Consider the following 23,092-nt stretch of genomic DNA (forward strand, 5'->3'; position numbering starts at 1 on the left):
GAGTTCACGGCTCGATGCGCTCGCCGATCAGCTTGGCGAGCTGACCCACCTGCGGGCCGGTGAGCATGGAGAGGTGGTCGCCCGGCGTCTCGCACACCTCGACGGGGCCCGCGGTGAACCGTCCCCAGCCGCGCGCTTCGTCGTCCAGGAGCCAGGCCAGCTCGTCCGGGGGGACGTTGTCCGGGTGCAGCTCGGCGGCCCGGAAGAACGTCAGGGTTCCCTCGTACGGCACGGCGGGGACGTACAGGCTGTGCTGGTCGGCGATGTAGGCACGGATGAAGCCGCGCAGCCGGGCCTCGTCGTCGAACTCGGGCGGCAGCACGCTCTGTTCGCGCAGGGTGTCGCGGAACGCGGCGAGCTGGGCCGCCTCGTCGAGTTCCCTCAGCCGCTCGTGCGTGATGTCGAGCCGGCAGCCGAAGATCCGCTCGAAGACCCGGGCCAGGGCCACCAGCCAGTCGACGTGGCCCCAGTCCGCCGTGGCGTGCCGCCGCTCGGGCAGCGGCGCGGCGGTGTCCAGCATCCCGAGCAGCCGGACCTCGTGACCGGCCGCGCGCAGCCGGGTGGCGAGCTCCAGGGCGATGTGCCCGCCGAAGGAGTGCCCGACCAGGTGGTACGGGCCCTGGGGCGCGGCGGAGAGCACCAGGGGAAGGTAGTGCTCGGCGAGTTCCTCGACCAGCGTCTGCGAGGTCGTCTCCTCGGTGAAGAGCGGCTGGAGGCCGTACAGCATGAGGTGTTCGGGGAGGTGGGCGGCGAGGTCGTTGAAGTACACGAGGTTGCCGCCCGCTCCGGGCAGGAGGAACAGCGGCACCTCACCGCCGGGGCGCAGCCGGACCAGCGACCGCCGGTCGGTGTCGGCGGCACCGCTCTGGAGGGCCACGGCCATCTGGGCGATGGTGGGCCCCTGGAAGAGCACGGACAGCGGCAGCCGCCGCCCGAACTGCCGCTCCACCTCGGCCAGCAGCACCACGGCGAGCACGGAATTGCCGCCCAGGTGGAAGAAGTTGTCGCGCACGCCGACCGAGCGCTCTCCGAGGATCTCCTGCCACAGCAGCGCCAGCCGCATCTCGGTGAGCCCCCGGGGGGCGAGCCGGCCGGTGCGGTCGGTGCCGGACGCGGTGGGCTCGGGCAGAGCGCGGCGGTCGATCTTGCCGTTGGGGGTGTAGGGCAGCTCGTCGAGCAGTTGGAGGGAGGCGGGGCTCATGTAGCCGGGCAGCCGCGTGTCCAGGTGGGCGCGGAGCGACGTCTCCGTCAGCCCACTGCCGGGCCGGGGCACGGCGTAGCCGTCGATACGGCGTGCCACTCCGGTGCCGTGCGTGGTCGCCGCGGCCTGCGCGACGTCCGGGTGGGAGAGCAACGCCGCCTCGATCTCGCCGAGTTCGATGCGGAAGCCGCGCACCTTGACCTGGTGGTCGGTGCGGCCGATGAACTCCAGGGTGCCCTCCGGACGGAGGCGCACCAGGTCGCCGGTGCGGTACATGCGCTCGCCGGGCACCGCGGCGAAGGGGTCGGGCAGGAAGCGCTCCTCGGTCAGTTCCGGCCGCTCGAGGTAGCCGCGGCTCACCCCCTCGCCGGCGATGTGGAGTTCGCCGGTCGCTCCCGGCGGCACCAGCGTGCCCTGCTCATCCAGCACGTACATCCGGGTGTTGGCGACGGGGCGGCCGATCAGCGGCCTCCCGTCGGGGTCCACACGATGGGTGCTGGACCAGATCGTCGTCTCCGTCGGCCCGTACATGTTCTGGATACGGGCCGGGGTCAGCCGGGTCAGCCGCTCGGCGAGGGCGGCGGGCAGCTCCTCGCCGCCCAGCAGCAGCAGGCTCAGCTCGGCCAGCGCTTCGGGCCCGCCGGGCTCCGCCAGGATCATCGCCGCCTGGGACGGGGTGCACTGGAGGCGGGTGACCTGGTGGCGCCGGATGAGCTCGGGGAGGGCGGGCTCGGCCTCGGCGGGGCGCGCGGCGTGCAGTTCACGGGCCCGGGCCAGCAGCGGCAGGGAATCGAGGACGGCGTCCTCGTCCATGCCGAAGTCGATGAGCGCGGCCACCTCGTCGACGCCGGTGTCGGCGATGGCGTCGAGCAGGGTGACGGCCTGGTCGACGGTGCCGAAGAGCGCGGCCGTGCCGTAGAAGCGGTCGAAGGCGTGGTCGAGCAGGGTGTTCAGGTCGTCGTCGGGCAGCGCGGAGAGGTCGTCGCCCAGCCCCATGGAACGGGCGAGGCCGGCGAGCAGCCCCAGGGACGAGGCCAGATAGTCGCGGAACGGCCCGCGCACCGCCTCGCGCACCGCCTCCGGGTCCTCGCCGAGGAAGGTGTGCACCATCAGCGTGACCCGTCCCGGTCCCTGGTGTCCTGCCTCCTGCCGGGCCCGGCGGTAGACGGCGACCTTCTCCGCGAGCTGTTCGAGGTCCTGGCCGAGGAGATGGGTGAGGACGTTGCAGCCCGACTCCCCCGCCGCGCGGAAGGTGTCGGGGCTGCCCGCGGCGGTCACCCACAGCGGCAGCTCGGCCTGCACCGGCCGCGGCAGGGTCCGCACGGCGGTGGTCCTGCCGTGGCCGTTGGGGCGCTCGACGGGGGCGCCCGACCACAGGGTGCGCAGGGTGGCGATGCCGTCCAGCATCACCTGTTTGCGGTCCGCGTAGTTGCCGGGCGCGAGCACGAAGTCGTCGGCCTGCCAGCCCGAGGCGACGGAGATCCCGGCGCGGCCCCCCGAGAGGTTGTCCACGACCGACCACTCCTCCACGACCCGGACCGGATCGTGGAGCGGCAGTACGACGCTGCCCGCGCGGATCGCTATCCGTTCGGTGGCGGTGGCGAGTGCCGCTCCGATGACGGACGGGTTGGGGAAGATGCCGCCGAAGGCGTGGAAGTGGCGCTCGGGGGTCCAGACGGCCTCGAAGCCGTGCCGGTCGGCGAATCGGGCGCCTTCGAGCAGCAGCCGGTAGGCGCCGCCGCTCGCGGTCCCCTCGGTGCCGGAGGCGCTGGCGAAGTAGAAGAGGCTGAGGTCGGCGGTCCGGCCCGGGGCGCGCCCGTCGGCCGGGCCGGGGCCGGTCTGGAGGACGACGGTGGAGCCGTGCGTCAGCGTCCACACCAGCTCCAGGACGGAGATGTCGAAGGAGACGGTGGTGACGCCCAGCCAGGTCCCGACGCCGTCGGCGCCGAACTCCTCGGTCATGGCGGCGCAGAAGTTCACCACGTTGCGGTGCTCCACCATGACGCCCTTGGGCCTGCCGGTGGAGCCCGAGGTGTAGATGACGTAGGCCAGGTCGCGGGGGCCCGCCTCGGGGGCCGAGGGGTGGTCGGGGCGGGTCGCGACGTCGAGGGTGTCGAGTGTGTCCAGGCACAGGGGCTCGACGTCATCCGGGCAGTCGAGGGCGGGCAGCAGCGCCGAGTCGCTCAGCAGCAGCCGGACGCCCGCGTCGCGCAGGATGTACGCGGTGCGCTCGGGCGGTGCCGCGGGGTCCAGCGGCAGGTAGGCGGCGCCGGACTTGAGCACCGCCAGCAGTGCGGTCACCAGCGCGGGGGTGCGCGGCAGGCAGAGCGCGACCACCGTGCCCCGGCCCGCGCCGCGGGCGCGCAGCACCCGAGCGAGCCGGTCTGCCTGCGCGTCGAGGGCGGCGTAGGTGAGGCGCGTGTCGCCCTGGACCACGGCCGGCCGGTCGGGGGTGGCGGCGACCTGCCGCTCGACCAGGGTGTGGACGGTGACGGCGGGGAACTCGACGGCGGGGCCACGGCCCGCCTCGACGAGGGCGCCGCGCTCGTCCTCGGTCAGCAGCGGCAGGGCGGACAGCCGGGTGGCGGGGGCGGAGACCGCGTGGCGCAGCAGCGTCTGCCACATGCCCAGGAATCGGCGGGCGGTGTCGGCGTCGTACAGGTCGGTGGCGTACTCCAGGGAGCCGCGCAGCCCGTCGGGCGCCTCCTCGACGAGGAGCGTGGTGTCGAACTTCGAGGTCCCGGTGTGCACTTCCTCCAGTCGGCACTCCAGGCCCGGCAGGCGCGGAGCCTCGGAGGTGGCGTTCTGGAGGATGAACATGTGCTGGAACAGTGGGCTGTGGCTGAGGGTGCGCGGCGGCTGGAGGACCTCCACCAACTGCTCGAAGGGCAGCTCCTGGTGGTCGAAGGCATCCAGCGCGGTGGTGCGTACCCGTGCCAGCAGGTCCTCGAAGGCGGGGTCGCCGGCGGCGTCGACGCGCATCACCAGAGTGTTGACGAAGAAGCCGATCAGCGGCTCCACCTCGGGGCGCAGCCGTCCGGCCACGGGAGTGCCGACCGCCAGGTCGGCCGCGCCGCTCAGCCGCGACAGCACCGCCGACCAGGAGGCCAGCAGCACCATGAAGGGAGTGCAGCCGTGGGCGCGGGCCAGCTCCTCCACCGCGTCGCGGAGAGCCACGTCCAGGTGGTAGGGGACAACCGCGCCACGGTAGGACTGCGCGGCGGGGCGGGGCCGGTCGGTGGGCAGCTCCAGCAGTTCGGGCAACCCCTCGAGGCGCCGCTTCCAGTGTCCGGCCTCGTCGCCCAGCGCCTCGGGGGTGAGGTGGGTGCGCTGCCAGGCGGCGTAGTCGGCGTACTGGACGGGGAGTTCGGGCAGCTCGCCCGCGACGTCACCGTGGCCGGCCGTGCCCTGCTCCTTCTCGAGGCAGGCGCGGTACAGGGCGAACAGTTCGCGGTAGAGGACGCCGAGCGACCAGGCGTCGGCGCTGCTGTGGTGGACCGACAGCAGCAGATGGGCCCGCGCGGGGGTCTCGCGCAGCAGCACGGCCCGCAGCAGCGGGGCCTCACCGAGGTCGAAGGGGCGCCGGGCCTCGGCGGCGGCGAGCTCCTCGACCGACTCGCCCTCGGCGAGGACGCGTTCGGGCAGCGCCACCTCGGGGACGTCGACCACCCGGGCCACCGGCTGCTCGTGGGTGACGGAGATGACGGTGCGCAGGGCCTCGTGGCGCCGGACCAGTTCGGTGAGGGCCCGGCGCAGCGCGCTGACGCCGGTGTCGTCGAGCTCACCGTCGAGGATGACCCGGCCGGCGAGGACGTAGGCGGCGGCACCGCTGTCCGGCAGCATCTCGGCCATCACCCACATGCGCTGCTGCCCGAAGGAGAGCGGCAGCGGACCGGCGTCCCGGTCGAGGGGCGTGACCGGTGGAAGCGTGCGCGGGCCGTCGCCGCGCGCCTCCCGCAGCAGGCCGATCAGGGCGTCCCGCCCGGCGGACAGCCGGGCGCGCAGCTCCTCGTCCAGAGCGCCGGGCGGGGCGCTGAAACGGATGCGTCCCTCGTCCTCCCAGACCCGGATGTCACGGGAGCGCAGCTCCGCGAGGAGTTCAACCGGCGATGTCACAGCTCTCCCTCTTCCCTCTCCGCCGTGGTTCCGGGCGAGTCCGGGTGACGCGCCGCGGGTCCGGCCACCGCCCACAGCAGGGTCTCCAGGCTCTCCGCGACTCCGGCCACGGTCGGCCGGGCGAACACGACCTGCGCGGTGAGGCCGACGCCGTGCTCCTCGCTGAGCCGCAGCGCGGCCCGGGTCACGGCGAGTGAATGGCCGCCCAACCGGAAGAAGTCGTCGTCACGTCCGACCGAGCCGACGCCCAGGACGTCGGCGAAGACGGCGGCGACGGACTTCTCCAGCGGGGTGCTCGGCTCGGCCCCGCCGACGCCCTCCGCCACGGGCGCGGGGAGGCGCTTGCGCTCGATCTTGCCCGCGACGGTCAGCGGCAGCGCGTCGAGCGTGACGTACCGGGTGGGCACCATGTACTCGGGCAGCCGGTCCGCGCAGTGCCGCCGCAGCTCGTGCGGCGTCAGGTCCTGCCCGGCGGTCACCACCCAGGCGACCAGGGCCTGTTCGGCGCCCTGGCCACGGGCCGCGACCACGGCCTCGCGGACGCCGGGGTGGCTCAGCAGGGCGGCCTCGATCTCGCCGGGCTCCACCCGGAAGCCGCGCACCTTGACCTGGTGGTCGATGCGACCCAGGTACTCGATCGCGCCGTCACCGCGATAGCGCGCCAGGTCGCCGGTGCGGTACATCCGTTCCCCGGGCCGGTACGGGTCCGGTACGAAGTGTGCGGCCGTCAGTTCGTCCTGTCCCAGGTAGCCGAGCGCCAGGCACGGTCCGGAGACGCACACCTCGGCGGCGACGCCCTGCGGTACCGGCTCGCCGTGCCGGTCGAGGAGGACGACGCGCACGTTGTCCACGGGCCGTCCCACCGGGGGCACCGGCTCCCACTGGTCGGGCGCGCCGGTCAGGGTGTGCGAGGTGATCACATGGGCCTCGGAGGGGCCGTACTGGTTGTGCAGGACGGCTTCCGTGCGGGTGAAGAAGGTGCGGAGTTCCGATGTGATGTGGAGCTGTTCACCGGCGGAGAAGACCTCCCGCAGCGCGGTCGGCCACTGCTCGCGTGCGGCTGCCACCTCGGCGAGTTGCTGGAGCGCGACGTACGGCAGGAAGAGCCGGGTGATGTCTCGCTCCACCAGCCAGGGCAGCAACTGGAGCGCGTCTCGGCGGGTTTCGGCGTCGACCAGGACGACCGTGCCGCCGGCCGCCCACGTCCCGAAGGTCTCCATCATGCAGATGTCGAAGTGCAGGGGGCTGAACTGGAGCGTCCGGTCGTCGGCGGTGAAGGGGAAGGCCGCCGTCTGCCAGGCCAGCAGGTTGGCGAGGGCGCCGTGCCGCATCACGATGCCCTTGGGGCGGCCGGTGGAGCCGGAGGTGTAGATGGTGTAGATCGGGTCGTCGCGCCCGGTGACGGTGGCGAGTTCGGTCTCGTCGCGGTCCGACCAGTCCAGTTCGTCGAGCCGCAGCAGGCGGATGCCGTCGGGCGTGTCCAGCGGCGCGTCGCTCAGCAGCAGCGGGCAGTGGGCGTCGTCGAGGGTTCCGGCGGTGCGGTCGGCGGGGTGGTCCGGGTCCAGGGGGAGGAACGCCGCGCCCGTCTTCTGGATCGCCAGCATGGCGACGATCTGGCGGATGGAGCGGCGGGCGTACAGCCCGATCAGAGTGGACCGGCCGACGCCCTCCTCGGCCAGCAGCCGGGCGAGCTGGTTGCTCTCCGCCTCCAGCCTGGCGTACGTCCAGGACTCGGTGGCGTGCTCGATGGCGGTCGCGTCCGGGCTGTGCGCGGCCCGCTCCGTGAGGTATCGGTACACGGGCCGGTCGAGGTCCACTTCGCGGTGCGCGCCGTTGCGGCCGTGCACCAGGTGCTCGCGCTGATCGGCGGTGAGCAGGGCGAGTCGGGACACCTCGGTGCCGGGGTCCTCGACGGCGGACGCGGCGAGCTGCTGGAAGGCCGCGGCCAGCCGCTCGGCGGTGTCCCGGTCGAAGAGGTCCGCCGCGTACTCGAGCGAGCACGAGAGCCGCTCTCCCTGGTCCTCCACGAAGAGCGTGAGGTCGAACTTCGCGGTGCCGTTGTGCACCTCCTCGCGGCGGGCGGTGAGCTCCCCGGCCCGGATGTCGCCGAGCGGGCTCTCGTAGTACGTGAGCATGTTCTGGAAGACCGGGGCGTGGCTGGGCGACCGGTCGGGCCGCAGGGCGGCGACGATCCGCTGGAAGGGCACCTGCCGGTTCTCGAAGCCCTCCAGGAAGGTGCGCTGGACCCGCCGCAGCAGCTCGGTGACGTCGGGATCGCCGGACAGGTCGATGCGCAGCGGCAGCGTGCCGACGAAGAAGCCGACGAGGGCGGCCACTTCGGGGCGCTCCCGGTTGCTGACCGGAGTGCCGATCACCACGTCGTCGGTGCGCGCGTGCCGGCCGAGCAGCACCGCCCACAGCGCGAGCACCGCGACATACGGGGTGACCTGCGCCCCGGCGGCGGTCTCGCGCAGCCGGGCCGTCGTCGCGGGGTCCAGGACGAAGGGCACGGTGCCGCCGCGGTACGACTGACTGACCGGCCTGGGACGGTCCGCGGGCAGCTCCAGGAGCGGCGGCGCGCCGTCGAGCCGGTCCTTCCAGTAGGCCAGTTGTCGGGCCTCGGTCACCGGGGAGAGCGCGGCGCGCTGCCACTCCGTCGCGTCGATGGCCTGGACGGAGAGCGGGGGAAGGGCGTTCGTGCCCGCCGCGTACAGCGTGAACAGTTCGTCGAAGAGGACGCCGAGCGAGGCCGCGTCGGCGGCGATGTGGTGCACGGCCAGGAAGAGGTACGCCTGCTGTGGCGCGGTGGTCGCGAGGACGGCTCGCAGCAGACTGCCGCCCGCCAGGTCGAAGGGTTCGCGGGCGACCTCCTCGGCGAGGCGGGCCAGGGTGGCGTCCCGCTCCTGATCGGTGAGGCCGCTCAGGTCCTCGTGGACCAGCGGCAGCGGGGCCGGCGGACACACGGTCTGCTCGGGCGCTCCGTCGGCGCCGGCCCGGAACGCCGTGCGCAGTGACTCATGGCGGCGGACGAGGTGGCTGAGGCAGTCGGTGAGGCGCTCGACGCGCACCGGTCCCGTCAGGCGGACCTTGCCGCTGAGGACGTACGTGGGCTGGTGGCCCTCCATCTGGTCCAGAAGCCACAGCGACTCCTGCGCCGGTGACAGGGGGAAGGCCCGGCCGTCACGTGGCAGCGGCCGGACCGGCTGTTCCGCGGCGGCCTCGGCCCGCAGATGGCTGAGCAGCCCCTCCTTGTGCGCCCGCAGCTCCTCCCGCAGCTCGGCGGTGAGGGCCCCCTTGGCCGCGGAGACCCGCAGCTGGTCACCCTCGGCGTGTAACCGGACGCGTGCGCGACGCAGTTCCCCGAGCAGCTCCACGAGCCGCTCGGGTCCTTCCGCGGTGTCCGCCGTCCTGACGAGGTCCCCGTTCACAGCGTGATCTCCTCTCGTTCCTCGTCGCCGTCCAGCGCGCCGAGCACCTCGGTGAGCAGGCCCAGCACGTGGTCCGTGAGCTGCTCCACGCTGGGCCCTTCCAGCAGCCGCACCATCGGCACCACGACACCCAGGTCGGCCTTGACGCGGACGCGCAGTTCGAGGGCCATCAGCGAGTCCAGGCCCATCTCCACGACGGGCACCTGCGGGTCGATGTCCTCCGCCCCGGTCTGGAGCACCGCGGCGAGCCGCTCGGTGAGGTAGTCGCCGACGATCGTCCGCTGCTCCTGCGGTGCGGCCTGTGCGCAGCGCTCCAGCAGGTGCGCGGAGCCGCCGGTGCCGCCGAACTCCTCGAGGAACGCGGCGAACTGGCCGGTGGCCCGGGCGGAGGGCACGGCGGTGAACACCTCGGGCCAGTCGAGGCGGGCCACCGTGACCTGGGCGGGCCGACGCGCCAGCACACGGCCGAAGACGTCGAGGGCCTCGGCCGGTGCCATGCTGCCCACGCCGAGGCGGGACAACTGCTCGAGGCCGCCCTCGCGCACGGCGAGGCCGATCCCGTTCCAGGGGCCGTAGCCGAGCGCGACGGCGTCCGTGTCCAGGCCCCGCCGGTGGTGGGCGAGCGCGTCCAGGAAGGCGTTGGCCGCGGCGTAGTTGGCGGCGCCGACGCCGACCGGCCCGAAGACCGCGGGCAGCGCCGACACGAGCAGGAACAGCGAGGCGTCCCCGAACACCCGGTGCAGGTTCCACGCCCCGGCGACCTTGGGCTCGGCCACCTCGCGCAGCTGCTCGACGTCCAGCCCCGCGAGCATGGCGCCGCGGGCGATGCCCGCCAGGTGCGCCACCCCCACGACCGGGGGCATGCCCTCGCGCTCCAGTTCCGCGCGGAGCGCCGCGACGTCGTCGGCCCGCGCCACGTCCGCCACCGCGACGTGCACGCGGACACCCCGACCGGTCAGTCCGTCCACGGCCTCGCGCTGCGTGTCGTCGCTCACGCCGCGCCTGCCGACCAGTACGAGGTGGCGCGCCCCGCGCTCGGCCAGCCACCCGGCCATGGCCAGTCCGAGGTCGCCGAGGCCGCCGGTGAGCAGATAGGTGCCGTCCGGGTCGATGTCCGGCGCGGCGGGGGCCGGGGCCGCCATCTCCTCGGCGCGGACCAGGCGGGCGGCGAGCAGACTGCCGTCGCGGACGGCGAGTTGGTCGTCGACGGGGGTTCCCTCGTCGGGGCGCGCGCCGGTGAGGACGGCGCTCAGCAACGCGGCGGAGGCCGCCTCGTCGGGCGCCGTCCGCGCGTCGAGGTCGATCAGGCCGCCCCACAGCTCCGGGTGTTCGGCGGCCAGGACCCGGCCCAGTCCCCAGACCGGGGCCTGGAGGACACCCGCGGCGGTCACGGCCGTTCCTCCCACCGGCTGGGCGCCCCGGGTCAGCAGCCACAGGCGCCCGCAGCGCGTGGGGACATCGACGTCGAGGCAGGCGCGCACCAGGGCGAGCGCGGCCTCGGCGCCGCTCTGCTGTGCGGCACGGACCTGGTCGGTGGTGGCGTCGGGGAGGTCGGGCGCGTCCAGCGGCCGGGCCAGCACCACGCCCTTGAGCGGCCCGTCCGCGAGGGCGCCGTAGAGGGCCTGGCGGATGTGGGCGGCATCGGAGGCGGCGTCGGCTTGTACGGCCTCGACGGAGTCGCCCGCTTCCCGCAGGGCCACGGCGAGCGCCTCGCCGGTGCCCGCCCTGTCGGCGAGGACCAGCCAGCGCCCGGACTCGGTGTCCGCCGCGGGCGCGGCGGACACCGCGGTCCAGTCGGTGCGGTAGCACAGGTCGCGGCCGGGGTCCCCGCCGCCGTCCTCGGGGTCCACCAGGCGCATCCGCAGCCCCTGCGCGTACGCGACGGTCCCCTCGGCGTCGAAGAGCCGTACATCGGCTAGGAGTTCGTCACCCGTCTCGGCGGCCGGGGTGCGCACCACGTGGGAGTAGACCTCGCCCAACGGCTGCCGGTACGGCTCCAGCGTGCCGACGCCGACGGGGAGCGTGAGCGCCCCGCTGCCGTTGAGGGCGCCGGGTGCGAGCGCCCCGAGCAGCAGAAAGGCGTTGTCGAGGAGGGCCGGATGGAAGACATAGCCCTCCTCGGCCCACCGGGCCGGCAGCGTCAGCCGGCCCAGGACCTCGCCGTCGCCGACCCACATCCCTTCCAGGCATCGCATCCGGGGGCCGTAGGCGGCACCCGCGCGCTCGACGTGGTCGAAGAACTCCGCCACCTCGACGGTGTGACCGCACCGGGCCTTGACCACCTCCGGGTCGTCCTCCCAGGCGGGCGGCGAGGGGGAGGCGGCCGGAGCGGGTGCCACGACGCTCGCGGACTCCGGCAGCGACCGGTCCACCGCGGCCTCACGGACCTGCGGGTCCTGCTCCGCGAGCCGACGGAGCCGGTCGAGGTGGGGCAGCCCGTCGAGCACCTGCGCCGTGGTGGGGCCGAAGTCCAGCAGGCAGGCGACCTCGTCCACGAACGGGGCGAGCCGGCGCACCAGCGGCAGACAGGACTCGGGCGAGCCGATCAGCGAGCGGGAGGAGGCGAACCGGTCGTAGAGGAAGCCGGCGAACTGCGTCAGCTCCGCTTCCGGCAGGGCCTCGATGTCCGTGGCGGACTCCCGGCCACGGCTGCTGGCGAGTCCCTTGAGCAGGCCCATGTTCCCCTTGAGATAGGTGCAGTAGGGGTCTCGGGCCAGCTCGGTCGCGGTCTCGGCGTCGGCGCCCACGAAGCTGTGCAGCATGACGGTGACCCGGCCCGTGGCGGGGTCGAGACCCGCATCGGCCCGCGCCTTGCGGTAGACCGCGACGTTCTCGGCGAGCCCGTCCACGCCCTGGTCGAGCAGGTGGGTGAGGAGATTCGCCCCGGTCCGCCCGGCCCGGGCGAAGCTCGCGGGCGAGCTGGCCGCCGTCAGCCACAGCGGCAGCTCCCGCTGGACGGGGCGCGGGTAGGTGCGCAGGCTGACGGGTTCGCCGGTGCCGCTGGTCGCGGTGACCGCCTCGCCCCGCCACAGCGCGCGCAGTTGCTCCATGCCCTCCTCGAGGTGGCGGGCGCGCTCGGCATACCGCTCGGGGAAGTAGGCGAAGTCGTTCGGGTTCCAGCCGGAGGCGAGGGAGATCCCGGCCCGGCCGCCGGACAGGTTGTCCACGACGGCCCACTCCTCGGCCACCCGCAGCGGGCTGTGCAGGGGCAGCACCACGCTGCCCGCGCGCAGCCCGATCCGGCTGGTCTCGCGCGCCAGGGCGGCGTGCAGCAGGGCCGGGTTCGGGTAGAGCGAGCCGAGCGGGGTGAAATGCCGCTCGGGAACCCAGACGTTCTCGAAGCCGTGCGCGTCACCGAACCTGGCGCTCTCCAGCAGCATGTCGTACCGGGCGTCTTCGGCCAGCGCGTTCTCGTCACTGGCGAAGAACATCAGGCTGAATTTCATGACGCGCTCTCCCCGTTCTCCGCGCTGTCCCCGTTCTTCGCGCTCTTCGCGTTCTCCGCGTCGGTCGCGTTCTTCGCGTCGGTCGCGTTCTTCGCGTTCTCCCCCTGCCGCCCGTGCTGCCCGTGCTGCCCGTTCCCCGCGTGCTGCAGGGGCACCATGCGGGCCGAGGCGTGCTGGGTCCACTTGGTGGCGGTGTCGCCCTCGGCCTTGCTGTGCACGGTGAAGGCCAGTGCTCCGTCGGAGCCGTCCCGCAGTCCGACCTGGACGATCCGGGCGCCGCCCGGCGGGATGCTCAGAACGCTGTGGTACGTCACGTCCTGGAGCCGGTACGGCACGTCCGGCGCGAGCTCGCGGGCGGCGGCGAGCGCCATGTCGATGTAGCTGGTGCCCGGTGCGACGACCCGGCCCTGGATGACGTGGTCGTCCAGGACCGCGACCTGGTCGCGGGCGAGCGACCGCTGCCACACGTGCCTGCCGGGATCGGCCGCCACACTCTCCACACGCCGCCCGAGCAGCGGGTGACGGCCGGGCTCCCCGGCGAGGACGACGCCGTCGGCCGGCGCGGCCTCCAGGGTGTCGGGCAGCCAGAACCTGCGGCGCTGGAAGGGGTAGCCGGGCAGCTCGGTCGGCCGCCCCGAGTGCACCCGCGCCCAGTCCACGGCCACGCCTGCCGCCCAGGCGGCGCCCAGCGCGTCCAGCAGCGCGCGCTGCTCGGGCCTCCCGGAGCGCAACGAGGCCAGCCACACCGGACGGGGCTGTCCCTGCCCCTTCGCGGACTCACGCCGCACCGCGCGCCGGGCCAGCGGCGCGAGCACCGCGTCCGGCCCGACCTCGATGCCCGCCGTGCAGCCCTCCTGGCTCAGGGTGGCGATCGTGTCCGCGTACCGGACGGTGCCGCGCAGCTGCTCCACCCAGTAGTCCGCGGTCGCCATGCGGCGTCCGATCAGCTGGCCGGTCAGCGAGGAGACCACCGGGTGCTGGGGCGCGCGCATCCGCACGCCTTCCGCCGCGGCACGGAACTCCTCCAGTACGGGGTCCATGAGCGGGGAGTGGAAGGCGTGCGACGTGCGGATCTGCTGCGCGACGACGCCCGTTTCCGCCAGGTCGTCCACGGCCTTGGCGACCGCGGGGGCGGCGCCCGAGAGCACCACCTCGCCCGGTCCGTTCACGGCGGCCAGCGCCACCTCGTCGGCGTACGGGGCGAGGGCCGCGAGCGCGCGCTCCTCGCTCACCCGCACCGCGTACATCACGCCGCCCGGCGGGAGGTCCTGCATCAGCCGGGCGCGGGTGCCGAGCAGGGCCAGCGCGTCCTCCAACGTGAACACCCCGGCGAGGGTGGCCGCGACGAACTCGCCGACGCTGTGCCCGGACAGGTAGTCCGGCTCGACACCGAGCGAGCGCCAGAGCTGGGCCAGGGCGTACTCCGTCGCGAAGATCGCGGGCTGGGCGTACTCGGTGCGCGCCAGTGATTCCTCGTCCCGCACGACCTGGTGCAGGTCGAAGCCGAAGCGTTCCTTCAGCAGCGCCGCGCACCGGTCGAACGCCTCCCGGAACACCGGCCACTCACGGTGCAGTTCGGTGCCCATGCCCACCCGGTGGGAGCCCTGGCCGGTGAAGAGGAAGGCCAGCACGGGGGCCTTGCGCGGGGCGCGGCCGCGGGCGACCGCGGCCGCGGGCCGGCCCTCGGCGGCGAACCGCTCCAGGGCGGCACGGGCCTCCTCGGCGGAATCCGCGGTGACGGCGAGCCGCTCCGGGAAAGCGGTCCTGCCCTGGGAGGAGGTCCAGGCGAGATCAGCCAGGTCCCCGGGGCCGCTTTCGGTCCGGGCGAGCCGGTCGGCGTAGCGGGCCGCCAGGTCGCGCAAGGCCTCGGGGGTCCGCGCGGAGAGCAGCAGCGCCTCAGGCCGCCGTGCCTCCTTGGTACCGGGGACGGCTGCCGGCGTCGGCGCCGCCGAGAGCACCACGTGCGCGTTGGTCCCGCCGAAGCCGAAGGCGCTCACCCCGGCGGTACGCCGGTCCTCGGGCCAGGCCAGAGGGGCGGTGGGGATCTCCAACGGCGAGCCGGCCGCATCGATGTGGGGGTTGAGTCGGGTGAGGTGGAGGTGCGGCGGCACGGTGTCGTGCTGAAGGGCCAGGACGACCTTGATGAAACCGGCGATTCCGGCCGCGGACTCCAGGTGGCCGATGTTGGTCTTCACCGATCCGAGATAGCAGGGCCCGGCGGCGTCCCCCTCGGCGGCCGGCTCCGTCAGGAGCGCCTCGGTCAGGGCCTCGTACTCGATGGGGTCGCCGAGTGCGGTGCCCGTGCCGTGAGCCTCGATGTAGCCCAGCTCACGCGGAGCGATGCCCGCGGCGCTCCAGGCAGTGCGCAGGACCTCCGTCTGGGCGCGGCCATGCGGGGCGGTCAGGCCGTTGGAGCGGCCGTCCTGGTTGACGGCCGAGCCCCGTACGACGGCGAGCACGCGGTCGCCGTCGGCCAGCGCCAGCGAGAGCGGCTTGAGGATGACGGCCCCGCAGCCCTCGGAGCGCACGTAGCCGTCGGCGCGCTCGTCGAACGCCTTGCAGCGGCCGTCGGACGCCATCATCTGGGCGCGGGAGAAGACCGCGGTGAGGTCGGGCGCGAGGAGCAGATTGACCCCGGCGGCCACCGCCAGCGAGGACTCCCCACGGCGCAGGGCCTCGCAGGCCTGGTGGACGGCGACGAGCGAGGAGGAACACGCGGTGTCCAGAGCGAGACTCGGACCGCGCAGGTCGAGGAGGTACGACAGCCGGTTCGCGGCGACGCTCAGGGCGTTGCCCGTGCCGTAGTACGCGCCCAGGGCTCCCTTCGCTCCGGCGGTGAGCCGGCTGTAGTCGTTGTTGCTGATGCCGACGAAGACTCCGGTGTCGCTGCCCGCGAGGTCGGCCGGGACGATCGCCGCGTTCTCCAGGGCCTCCCAGACGACCTCCATGAGGAGCCGCTGCTGGGGGTCGATGGCCACCGCCTCGGCGGGCGAGATGCCGAAGAACTCGGGCTCGAATCCCGCGACGTCCCCGAGGAAGCCGCCCCAGCGGGTGCTGGCGGTGCCGTCCCGCTTGAGCTCCGGGTCGTAGAGCCTCTCCGCGTCCCATCGGTCGGCGGGCACCGGGGTGACGGCGTCTCCGCCGCCGTGCAGCAGCGTCCAGAACTCCTCGGTGTTCTCGGCGCCGGGGAAGCGGCAGGCCATGCCGACGACGGCGATCGGCTCGGCCGCGGCCGGCGTGGCGGGCGTGGCCGGCGTGCCGGTCCGCGGGGCGGCCTGCGCACCCGCCTCGTGCCCGGCACTCCGTCCGGCACTCCGTCCGGCGAGGTGGCGGGCGGCGGCCTCAGCCGTCGGGTGCTGGTAGAGGAGGGCGGCGGGGACGCGGCGGCCCAGCTCCCGCTGGAGCGTGCCGGAGATCGCCACGGCGGAGGCCGAATCGACCCCGTAGACATGGAAGTTGGCGGTCGGGTCCAGCTCGTCCACGGCCAGGCCCGTGTGCTCGGCGACGGCGTCGAGGATCCGGCGCACCAACGCGTTCTGGTCCCCGTCGGCGCCCGGCCCGTCCCCCTCGGTCTCGGGGCGCGGCGCCGTCCCCTGTGCGGTCCAGGTGGCCAGCGCGTCCAGGGTTCCTTCGAGGTAGCCCTTGCGGGCGGCACGGCGGGCGAGCTTGCCGCTGGAGGTCTTGGGGATGGCGCGGGTGCGCAGCAGCACCAGCGCGTGCAGCGGCACATCGTGCTCCGCGACGACGGCCGCCGCCACGGCCGGGCCGATCCGCTCGGCGTCCGCGTCCTCGCCCCGCACCTCCTGGACGACGACGACCCGCTCCTCGCCGCTCGCGGATTCCACGGAGAAGGCGGCGGTGCAGCCGGGCCGGAAGGAACGGTCGACGGTCTCGACGGTGCGCTCGATGTCCTGGGGGTAGAGGTTGCGCCCCCGCACGATGATCATGTCTTTGATGCGGCCGGTGATGACGAGTTCCCCGTCCGGCGTCAGGAATCCCTTGTCACCGGTGGCGACCCAGTTCGACTCCCCGTCGTCGGCGAGGCGGTTGCCGAAGGTGGCGGCGGTCTCCTCCGTCCGGCCCCAGTACCCCTGGCCCGCGCTGGGGCCGCTGATCCAGATCTCGCCGACCTGGTTGGCGTCGAGGGCACGCCGGGTGGCGGGGTCGACGATCGCGGTCCGTTGTCCGTGGCGGGCGTGTCCGGCGCCGACGAGTGCGCGGGAGCCCGCGGTGCCCGGCGCGACCTGCACGATCCGGTCGTGCTCCAGCTCCGCCCCGTCCACATGGACGATGACGGCGCCGCTGTCCGGGAGGCCGCTGGAGACGTAGACGGAGTTCTCGGCGAGTCCGTACGCCGGGTGCCAGGACTCGGGGCGGAAGCCGTGCTCGGCGTACATCGCCTCGAAGCGGGCGAGGGTGTCGGCGCGTACCGGCTCGGCCGCGTTGAGGGCCAGCCGCCAGTGACTCAGGTCCAGTCCGGCGCGGTCCTCGGGGCGGGTGCGGCGGACGCACAGCTCGAAGGCGAAGTTCGGCGCGGCGCTGAAGGTGCCCCGGTAGTCACTGAGGGCGCGCAGCCAGCGGGCCGGCTCCTGAAGAAACGCCTCGGGCGGCATGTAGACCAGTTCGCTCCCCCAGTAGAGGGCTTGCAGCAGATGGCCGATGAGCCCCATGTCGTGGAAGAGCGGCAGCCAGGAGACATAGACGGGGTTCTCGCTGTGTCCCATGGCGCGGGCCATGAGCTCCAGGTTGTGCATGAGGTTGGCGTGGCTGAGCATCACCCCCTTCGGGTTGCCGGTCGAGCCGGAGGTGTACTGGAGGAAGGCCAGGTCGTCCGGGGTGATGTCCGGGTGACGCCAGTCGTCGGCGGCCTCGAGCGGAACGCGGTCGGTCGCCGCCCAGCGGGCGTTGGGGTGGTACTTGTCCACCAGCGTGTCGCAGAGCCGGCCGGGGGCCGCGATGATCGAGGCCCCGCAGTCCTCGGCGACGGCGTTGAGCCGCGCCGCGTGTTTGTCGGAGCGCGGCGGATAGGCGGGAACGGCCGTCATCCCCGCGTAGAGGCAGCCGTAGAACGCGGTGGCGAATTCCGGACCCGACGGATACAGCATCAACACGCGGTCGCCCGGATGGCCCAGGGTCAGCAAATGCGACGCGATGGCACGCGCCCTCCGGTCGAGATCCGCGTAGCTCAGTCGCTCCGAGACCGTCACACCGTCGGCAAGAAAGGTGAATGCGGCGCGTCGGCCGTTTTCTTCGCCCCGCTGCCGGAGCAGTTCCACGAGATCCCGGGCCTGGACGCCCGGCGGCGTTGTTCGACGAATACCGCTCACGTCTACCTCTCTTAGGCGGGCTCCGCGCGGTGCGTTTCAGGAGCAGTGCGTGCTGGAACGGAAGGCGAGCAGGTGGGGCGTGCCCCACCTGCCGGGACAGACCCCAGGGGTCAGGCCGAGGCGTCCTGCGGCTCCGTCGGCGGGTAGAACAGGTCGACGGCGGGCGCGGCCCGCTTGAGCGCGCTGACCATCTCGTCGGCCGAGGCCAGCGGGATGAGCTTGCCCTCGGTGAAGGCACCGGTGGAGTAGCCGGTCAGCACGGCGGCGTGCGCGGCCTCCGCGTCCGGGAAGTCGACGACCACGGCGAAGTGGTATTCGACATCGCGGGTGAACCAGTAGTTGACGACCTTGCCGCCGAGCGAGCCGTAGAACTTAAAGGCGTGCTCGTCCCTGGCGATAATCGCCTGCGGGTCCTTGAGCACGCCTTCCACCACGTCCTGCGAATAGCGCGCGAGAATCATGTACTGCACGGAAAAGCCCCTCCCGGAGTGGGTCAGACAGAGTGGCGAAGAAACCGGAATCACTCGTCCCGGGGCCGGACGTGGGCGCTCGACACTCAGTGGAACCCCCGTTGCCACGGCCCGGCATTTTGAAATGCCATGCTGCCGAGGCACGGTTCGGGGGGACAAGCGCCGTGTCAGCAAGACGACATCGGCTGTCGCGACGCGGTCAGGGCAGGCCGCCCGGAGGGCGGGACTCCCGCCTTCCGGGCGGCGAGACCATCAGCCCACCGTCAGGATCACCGCGAGGGTGTTCGCCACCGCCTTGAGAACCCTGTCCCGGCGGGCGTTGCCGACGCCCAATCGCCAGCAAGGCCACGATGTGGATGACGTTGCCGTACCAGGTGGAGAAGGTCCCCACCGCGTTCTCGTACGGACGCCCCTCCTGGAACTCACCGCTGTGCACGGTGCCCGTCGTGGACGCGCCCGCGCTTGTGCGCGTACGGGGTGGCACGGGCCTTGAGGTCCCGGCGACTGAGCCGGTACGCCGACACCCCGTGCAGCACCACGGCCGCCTGCCGCCTTCTGCCACTCGGGGCGCACACCCGTATCCGTTGCCATGGGAGCGAACCTAGGGAGGCCGATGACGATAAGTCCAAATCATAGATCTTGTAGTCATCATAGGCGGAACCTATCCAGACCTTCCTCACACCCAGCCACGCTCGGCGGCGAGCATGCCCGCTTCGAACCGGCTGCGTGCCCCCAGGCGCTCCAGCAGGCTGGCGACGATGCGCCGCACCGTGCGGTCCGAGAGGTCCAACTCCCGTGCGATGACACGGTCGGTCGCGCCCTGTGTGAGCATCAGGAGCACCTTGCGGTCGGTCGCGCCCAGGGACTGGTCACCCGCCTCGACGACGGCGTCGGCGCGTCCCCACAGCATGCGCGCCAGTGCGCGGAACGCCTCCAGCACCCGCCCGTCCCGGATCCAGGCGTAGTCGCACCCCTCCTCGAACGCCGTGGTGACCAGCGCCCCGGCGTCCGTCAACAGCATGGCCCCCGGCGGCAGTCCGGCGCTCGTCCCCACCTGGAACCCGCACGCCCGGTGCCAGTCCACGAAGTCGGCGATCTCGGGAGTGAGCAGCACCGTGCGGGGCAGCACGGTGCGCACCTCCCCCGCCCGCTCCCGCAAGTGGAGGCCACTGCGGTGAACGGCTTCCAGCAGCGGCTCCTCCACCGAGGCGTAGTTCCAGTAACAGAAGGCCTCGCCCGTGCTCTCCCCGACGACCTCCCGGGCCGCGGCCTGGAGTTCCTCGGCGGTGCGGAGGCGCGGAGCGGGCAGCGGGCTCAGCATGACTTCCGGTCCTGGTCGAGGAACGTCGCGTCCGGCGGGCGCACGGCAGGCGCATCGGGCGCGGGGCGCGCCGGGCCGGGCGGCCCCTGGACCGGGGGCGGGCCGGCGGCGCTGTCGTCGGCCGCCTCCGACCCGGGCGGCCCGTCCTCCATCGGCAGCGCGCTGACCAGGCACACCACTGCCTCCAGGCCCCCGTGGGACAAGGACCTCAGCCGGAGCCGTCCCCCGGAGGACTCGATGAGCTTGGTGGCGATGGAGAGCCCGATGCCGCTGCCGCCGGACGCGTCCCGGCTCCAGCCGCGCTTCAGCGCCAACTTCCTTTCCACGTCGGACAGTCCCGGGCCCTGGTCCCGCACCGCGATGTGCAGGCCGCCGCCCACCCGCTCGACGCGGACCTCCACCACGCTGTCCTCGGGCGCGTACTTCAAGGCGTTGGCCAGCAGCACGTTGAGGGTCTGCTCCACCGCACCGATCCTGGTCATGGCCCAGGCCCGACGCGGCATGCTCAGCTTCAGCCGGACGCTGCGCGCCTCCGCGACCGGCGCCCACCCCCACACACAGTTCTCGGCGACACCGCACACGTTCTCGATCTGGACGCCCGGCACGTCGGGCGCCGACCGGGCGTGCTCCAGGAGATCCGTCAGCGTGCGGTCCAGCCGGTCCACATCGGCCAGCACGCGGCTGATGCGCACCCCCTCGGCGTCCGCGAGATGGGGGCCCAGGTTCTCGAGCCGCAGGCGCAGCGCGACCATCGGGTTGCGAAGCTGGTGGGCCACGTCCGTCAGGAAGTGCCTCTGCTCCTCGATCGCGGACTGGATCACGGACGCCAACTGGTTGATGTCCCGGGCGAGTCCGCGCACGGCGGGCAGAGCGGCGGCATCGAAGTCGGCCCGGACATGGAACGCGCCCTCGGACAGCGACCGTGTGGTGTCCCGCAGCCGCTCCAGGGAGGACTGCGCCCGACGGCGCAGCACCACCACCGGCAGCAGACACAGGGCGGTGCCGACCGGCACCAGCGCCGACAGCGCGAACCAGGCCATCAGGATCTCGCCCCGCAACCCGACGGCGGACTTCTCCACCAGGAGCGTTCCGGAGGCCCCGGCGGGCCCGAGGGCGCTCGCGACGGCGATCCGCTCACGGCCGCCGGGCGGCATCCCGCGCGGCAGCTCCACGGTGCGGGTCCCGTCCTGCGGGGAGAGCCGCTTCGCCTCCGCCACCAGGTCGGCAGGGGTGCGCGGCGACGTCACCACCGTGCCGTCCGCCCTCCGCACCACGGCACTGGCACCGTGCACGCGGGCCAGTTCGGCCAGTAGGAGCGCCTCGTCGGCCTCCTCCGGGGACTCTCGCGCCAGGGCCCGGACCAGCCCGGGAGTCGCCTCCCGGGCCGTCCGGTGCATGTCCTGCACCGCGCCGTCCACCTTGTTCTCGCCGAGCAGTAGACCGAGCGGCACCAGCAAACCGATGAGGACGCCGACGACGACCAAGGCCTGGACCGCCCCGTACATCTCACGCATCGGATATGTCGGGCGTCGGATCCGACGGCGGGTGGAAGCTGAACCCCACCCCGCGCGACGTTCTGATCCACTCCGCGCTGCCGAGTTTCCGCCGCAGGCTCGCGATGTGCGTGTCCAGTGTCCGGCTGCTGCCCATCCAGTCCTGGCGCCACACCTCCGCCAGCAGATACTCCCGGGAGAACACCCGACCCGGAGCGCTCGAGAGCAGCACCAACAGGTCGAACTCCTTGCGGGTAAGGTGCACGGGACGCCCCATCACCCGCACCTCGCGGCGATCCCGGTCGATGCTGAACGCCCCCTGGGTGACGACGGTGTCGGCGCGCTCCTCCTGGGTCCCGCGCGCGCGGCGCACCACCGCGACCATGCGGGCCAGCAGCTCCTGCAGCCGGTACGGCTTGACCACGTAGTCGTCCGCGCCCAGGCGCAGGCAGAGCACCTTGTCCATCTCGTCCGACCGCGCCGTCACGGCGATGATCGGGGCCCGGCGGACATCGCGCAGCCCCCGGCACACCTCAAGCCCGTCCATGTCAGGAAGGTTGAGGTCGAGCAGAATGACCTCACCCGGATCCTGCACCCGTAACGCCGCCCGGCCGGTGGACACATGGTCCACCGTCCAGCCGTGGTCCTCCAGTCCTTCTGTGAGGGCGCTCGCCACCTCTGCGTCGTCCTCAACCAGCAACACCTTCATACGACCCCCGTTGGTCAACATATGAGTGTGGGACGTCAGTCAACGTACGTCAGACCTCCCACATGTCGTGCCCGCTACAAACTTTTGACGTTGTGTTACAGATGTACAAGCACGTTTCTTTCACTGCCGCCCTACTGTCGGAGGCCCGGAAAGCCACTCCGGGACGCCAACGGGGCTCGCGAAGGGGACAGAGCGCGCGATGTGGAGGTTCCTGACCAATGCTGCGCCCAGGTCGCTGACCGCCTGGGTGCTGTGGGGCCTCATTCTCGGCGCCGCCTTCGGGGCCGCGGCACCCGGACTCGCCGTTCGTCTGCACGTGGTCGCCGACGGCTTCGTGTCCATGATGATGCTGCTGATCCCGCCGATCATCTTCACCACCGTGGCCGGCGGCATGGCCTCGCTGGGCAGCGGACGCCAGATGGGCCACCTCTCGCTGAAGGCCCTGATCTACTACGAGGCGGCCACCGCGGCCGCTCTCGTCATCGGGCTGCTCGTCGGGAACCTGCTCTCCCTGCTGCCTCTCCGGGAGGTCCCGCAGGAGCATGCCGCCGATCAGGTCGCCTCCCTGCGGAACCAGGCCGAGGACTTCTCCACCGGCCTCGACACCCTCCTCCCGGAGAGCTTCTTCTCCGCCTTCACCAGTGGAAATCCGATGCATGCGCTGTGCGTCGGAGCGCTGATCGGCGGTGCGATGATCCTGGGAGGTGAACGGGTCGTCCCCGTACTGGACTTGATCAACCGGTGCAGTCACCTGCTCTTCTGTGCCGTACGCCTCGTCCTCGTCTGCGCCCCGCTGGCCGCCTTCGCAGGCAGCGCGTACACCGCCAGCCGGTTCGGTGCGATGCATCTGAGCGGGCAGCTCTACCTCTTCCTCACCTTCGCTCTCACCTGCACCGTCGTGGTCCTCGGCGGGCTGGGTCCGCTGGCGCGGCTGCACGGCTGGTCGCTGCTCGGCCTGCTCAAGTACCTACGGCACGAGATACTGCTGGTCATCGGGACCTCGTCCTCGGGCCCGGTCTTCCCCCGCGTCCTGCGCAAGCTGGAACTGGCGGGAGTGCCTCGGGCGACGAGCGCCCCCCTGATGGCCGGCGGCCAGTCCCTGCACTTGATCGGCACCTGCATCTACCTCACGCTGGGCGCGGTCTACGTGTCCACCGTGACGGGGAACCCCCTCTCCCTCACGGACCAGTTCCTCTTCGTCGTCCTGGCGATGGTGATGTCCAAATCGGCGGTCGGTGTCACCGGTTCCGGGCTGCTGACGCTGGTCGCGACGGTCTCCTTCACCCAATCGTTCCCGCTCACGGCGATCGCCCTGCTGATCGGCATCGACCGCTTCATGTCGGAGTTCCGGGCCATCACCAACCTGATCGGGAACGCGGTCGCCACCCTGGTCATCACCCGGTGGGCCGGACAGCTCGACCTCGATCGACTGCACCTGACGCTGTCGGCGCGGCGTCCTGTCGAACCGGACCGGCCCGGCGAGGACACCTCCGTCGTCGAGGTCCGCATTTCCGACGACTGACCCACCCCGGAAAAAAACACCACACACGCACCCTCCATCCCCCCGCCCCCGCCCTCCAG

The 23,092-nt window shown here is 72.8% G+C and carries 9 protein-coding genes and 1 pseudogene; 1 reads left to right on the plus strand and 9 read right to left on the minus strand.

What is annotated here, in order from left to right:
- Positions 1-4: 4 nt before the first annotated feature.
- From ACSUPV_RS18940 to ACSUPV_RS18980, 9 genes and pseudogenes are all read right to left on the minus strand, one after another.
- On the minus strand, positions 5-5,317 hold the full coding sequence (locus ACSUPV_RS18940) for a MupA/Atu3671 family FMN-dependent luciferase-like monooxygenase (RefSeq protein ID WP_436947878.1): 5,313 nt from the start codon (positions 5,315-5,317) through the stop codon (positions 5-7).
- On the minus strand, positions 5,314-8,745 hold the full coding sequence (locus tag ACSUPV_RS18945) for an amino acid adenylation domain-containing protein (RefSeq protein WP_436947879.1): 3,432 nt from the start codon (positions 8,743-8,745) through the stop codon (positions 5,314-5,316). The genes ACSUPV_RS18940 and ACSUPV_RS18945 overlap by 4 nt, the downstream gene beginning before the upstream one ends.
- Positions 8,742-12,191 carry a bifunctional LLM class flavin-dependent oxidoreductase/SDR family oxidoreductase gene (locus tag ACSUPV_RS18950; protein WP_436947880.1) on the minus strand — a complete coding sequence of 1,150 codons (3,450 nt, stop codon included), beginning with the start codon at positions 12,189-12,191 and terminating at the stop codon, positions 8,742-8,744. Before ACSUPV_RS18950 ends, ACSUPV_RS18945 begins: the two co-directional genes overlap by 4 nt.
- Positions 12,188-17,518 (minus strand): beta-ketoacyl synthase N-terminal-like domain-containing protein, encoded by a 5,331-nt coding sequence (locus ACSUPV_RS18955; RefSeq protein ID WP_436947881.1) that lies wholly within the window; start codon positions 17,516-17,518, stop codon positions 12,188-12,190. The genes ACSUPV_RS18950 and ACSUPV_RS18955 overlap by 4 nt, the downstream gene beginning before the upstream one ends.
- Positions 17,519-17,628: 110 nt before the next feature.
- Positions 17,629-17,979 (minus strand): GYD domain-containing protein, encoded by a 351-nt coding sequence (locus ACSUPV_RS18960; RefSeq protein WP_234310764.1) that lies wholly within the window; start codon positions 17,977-17,979, stop codon positions 17,629-17,631.
- 261 nt (positions 17,980-18,240) lie between these two features.
- Positions 18,241-18,533 (minus strand): annotated as a pseudogene (locus ACSUPV_RS18965) (succinate dehydrogenase); the annotation flags it as partial.
- A gap of 131 nt (positions 18,534-18,664) precedes the next feature.
- Complete coding sequence (locus ACSUPV_RS18970; protein ID WP_436947882.1) at positions 18,665-19,309, minus strand: response regulator transcription factor; 645 nt, start codon at positions 19,307-19,309, stop codon at positions 18,665-18,667.
- Positions 19,303-20,814 carry a sensor histidine kinase gene (locus ACSUPV_RS18975; protein WP_436947883.1) on the minus strand — a complete coding sequence of 504 codons (1,512 nt, stop codon included), beginning with the start codon at positions 20,812-20,814 and terminating at the stop codon, positions 19,303-19,305. The genes ACSUPV_RS18970 and ACSUPV_RS18975 overlap by 7 nt, the downstream gene beginning before the upstream one ends.
- Before the next feature lies 1 nt (position 20,815).
- A complete protein-coding gene (locus ACSUPV_RS18980) occupies positions 20,816-21,511 on the minus strand; it encodes a response regulator transcription factor (protein ID WP_031116785.1) in 696 nt (231 codons plus the stop codon).
- Between the two features lie 199 nt (positions 21,512-21,710).
- On the opposite strand from ACSUPV_RS18980, the gene ACSUPV_RS18985 reads away from it, so the two are divergent.
- Complete coding sequence (locus ACSUPV_RS18985) at positions 21,711-23,033, plus strand: cation:dicarboxylate symporter family transporter (RefSeq protein ID WP_078650835.1); 1,323 nt, start codon at positions 21,711-21,713, stop codon at positions 23,031-23,033.
- The last annotated feature ends 59 nt before the right edge of the window (positions 23,034-23,092 follow it).

Source organism: Streptomyces sp. SudanB52_2052, assembly GCF_964272415.1.
GTDB lineage: Bacteria > Actinomycetota > Actinomycetes > Streptomycetales > Streptomycetaceae > Streptomyces > Streptomyces olindensis.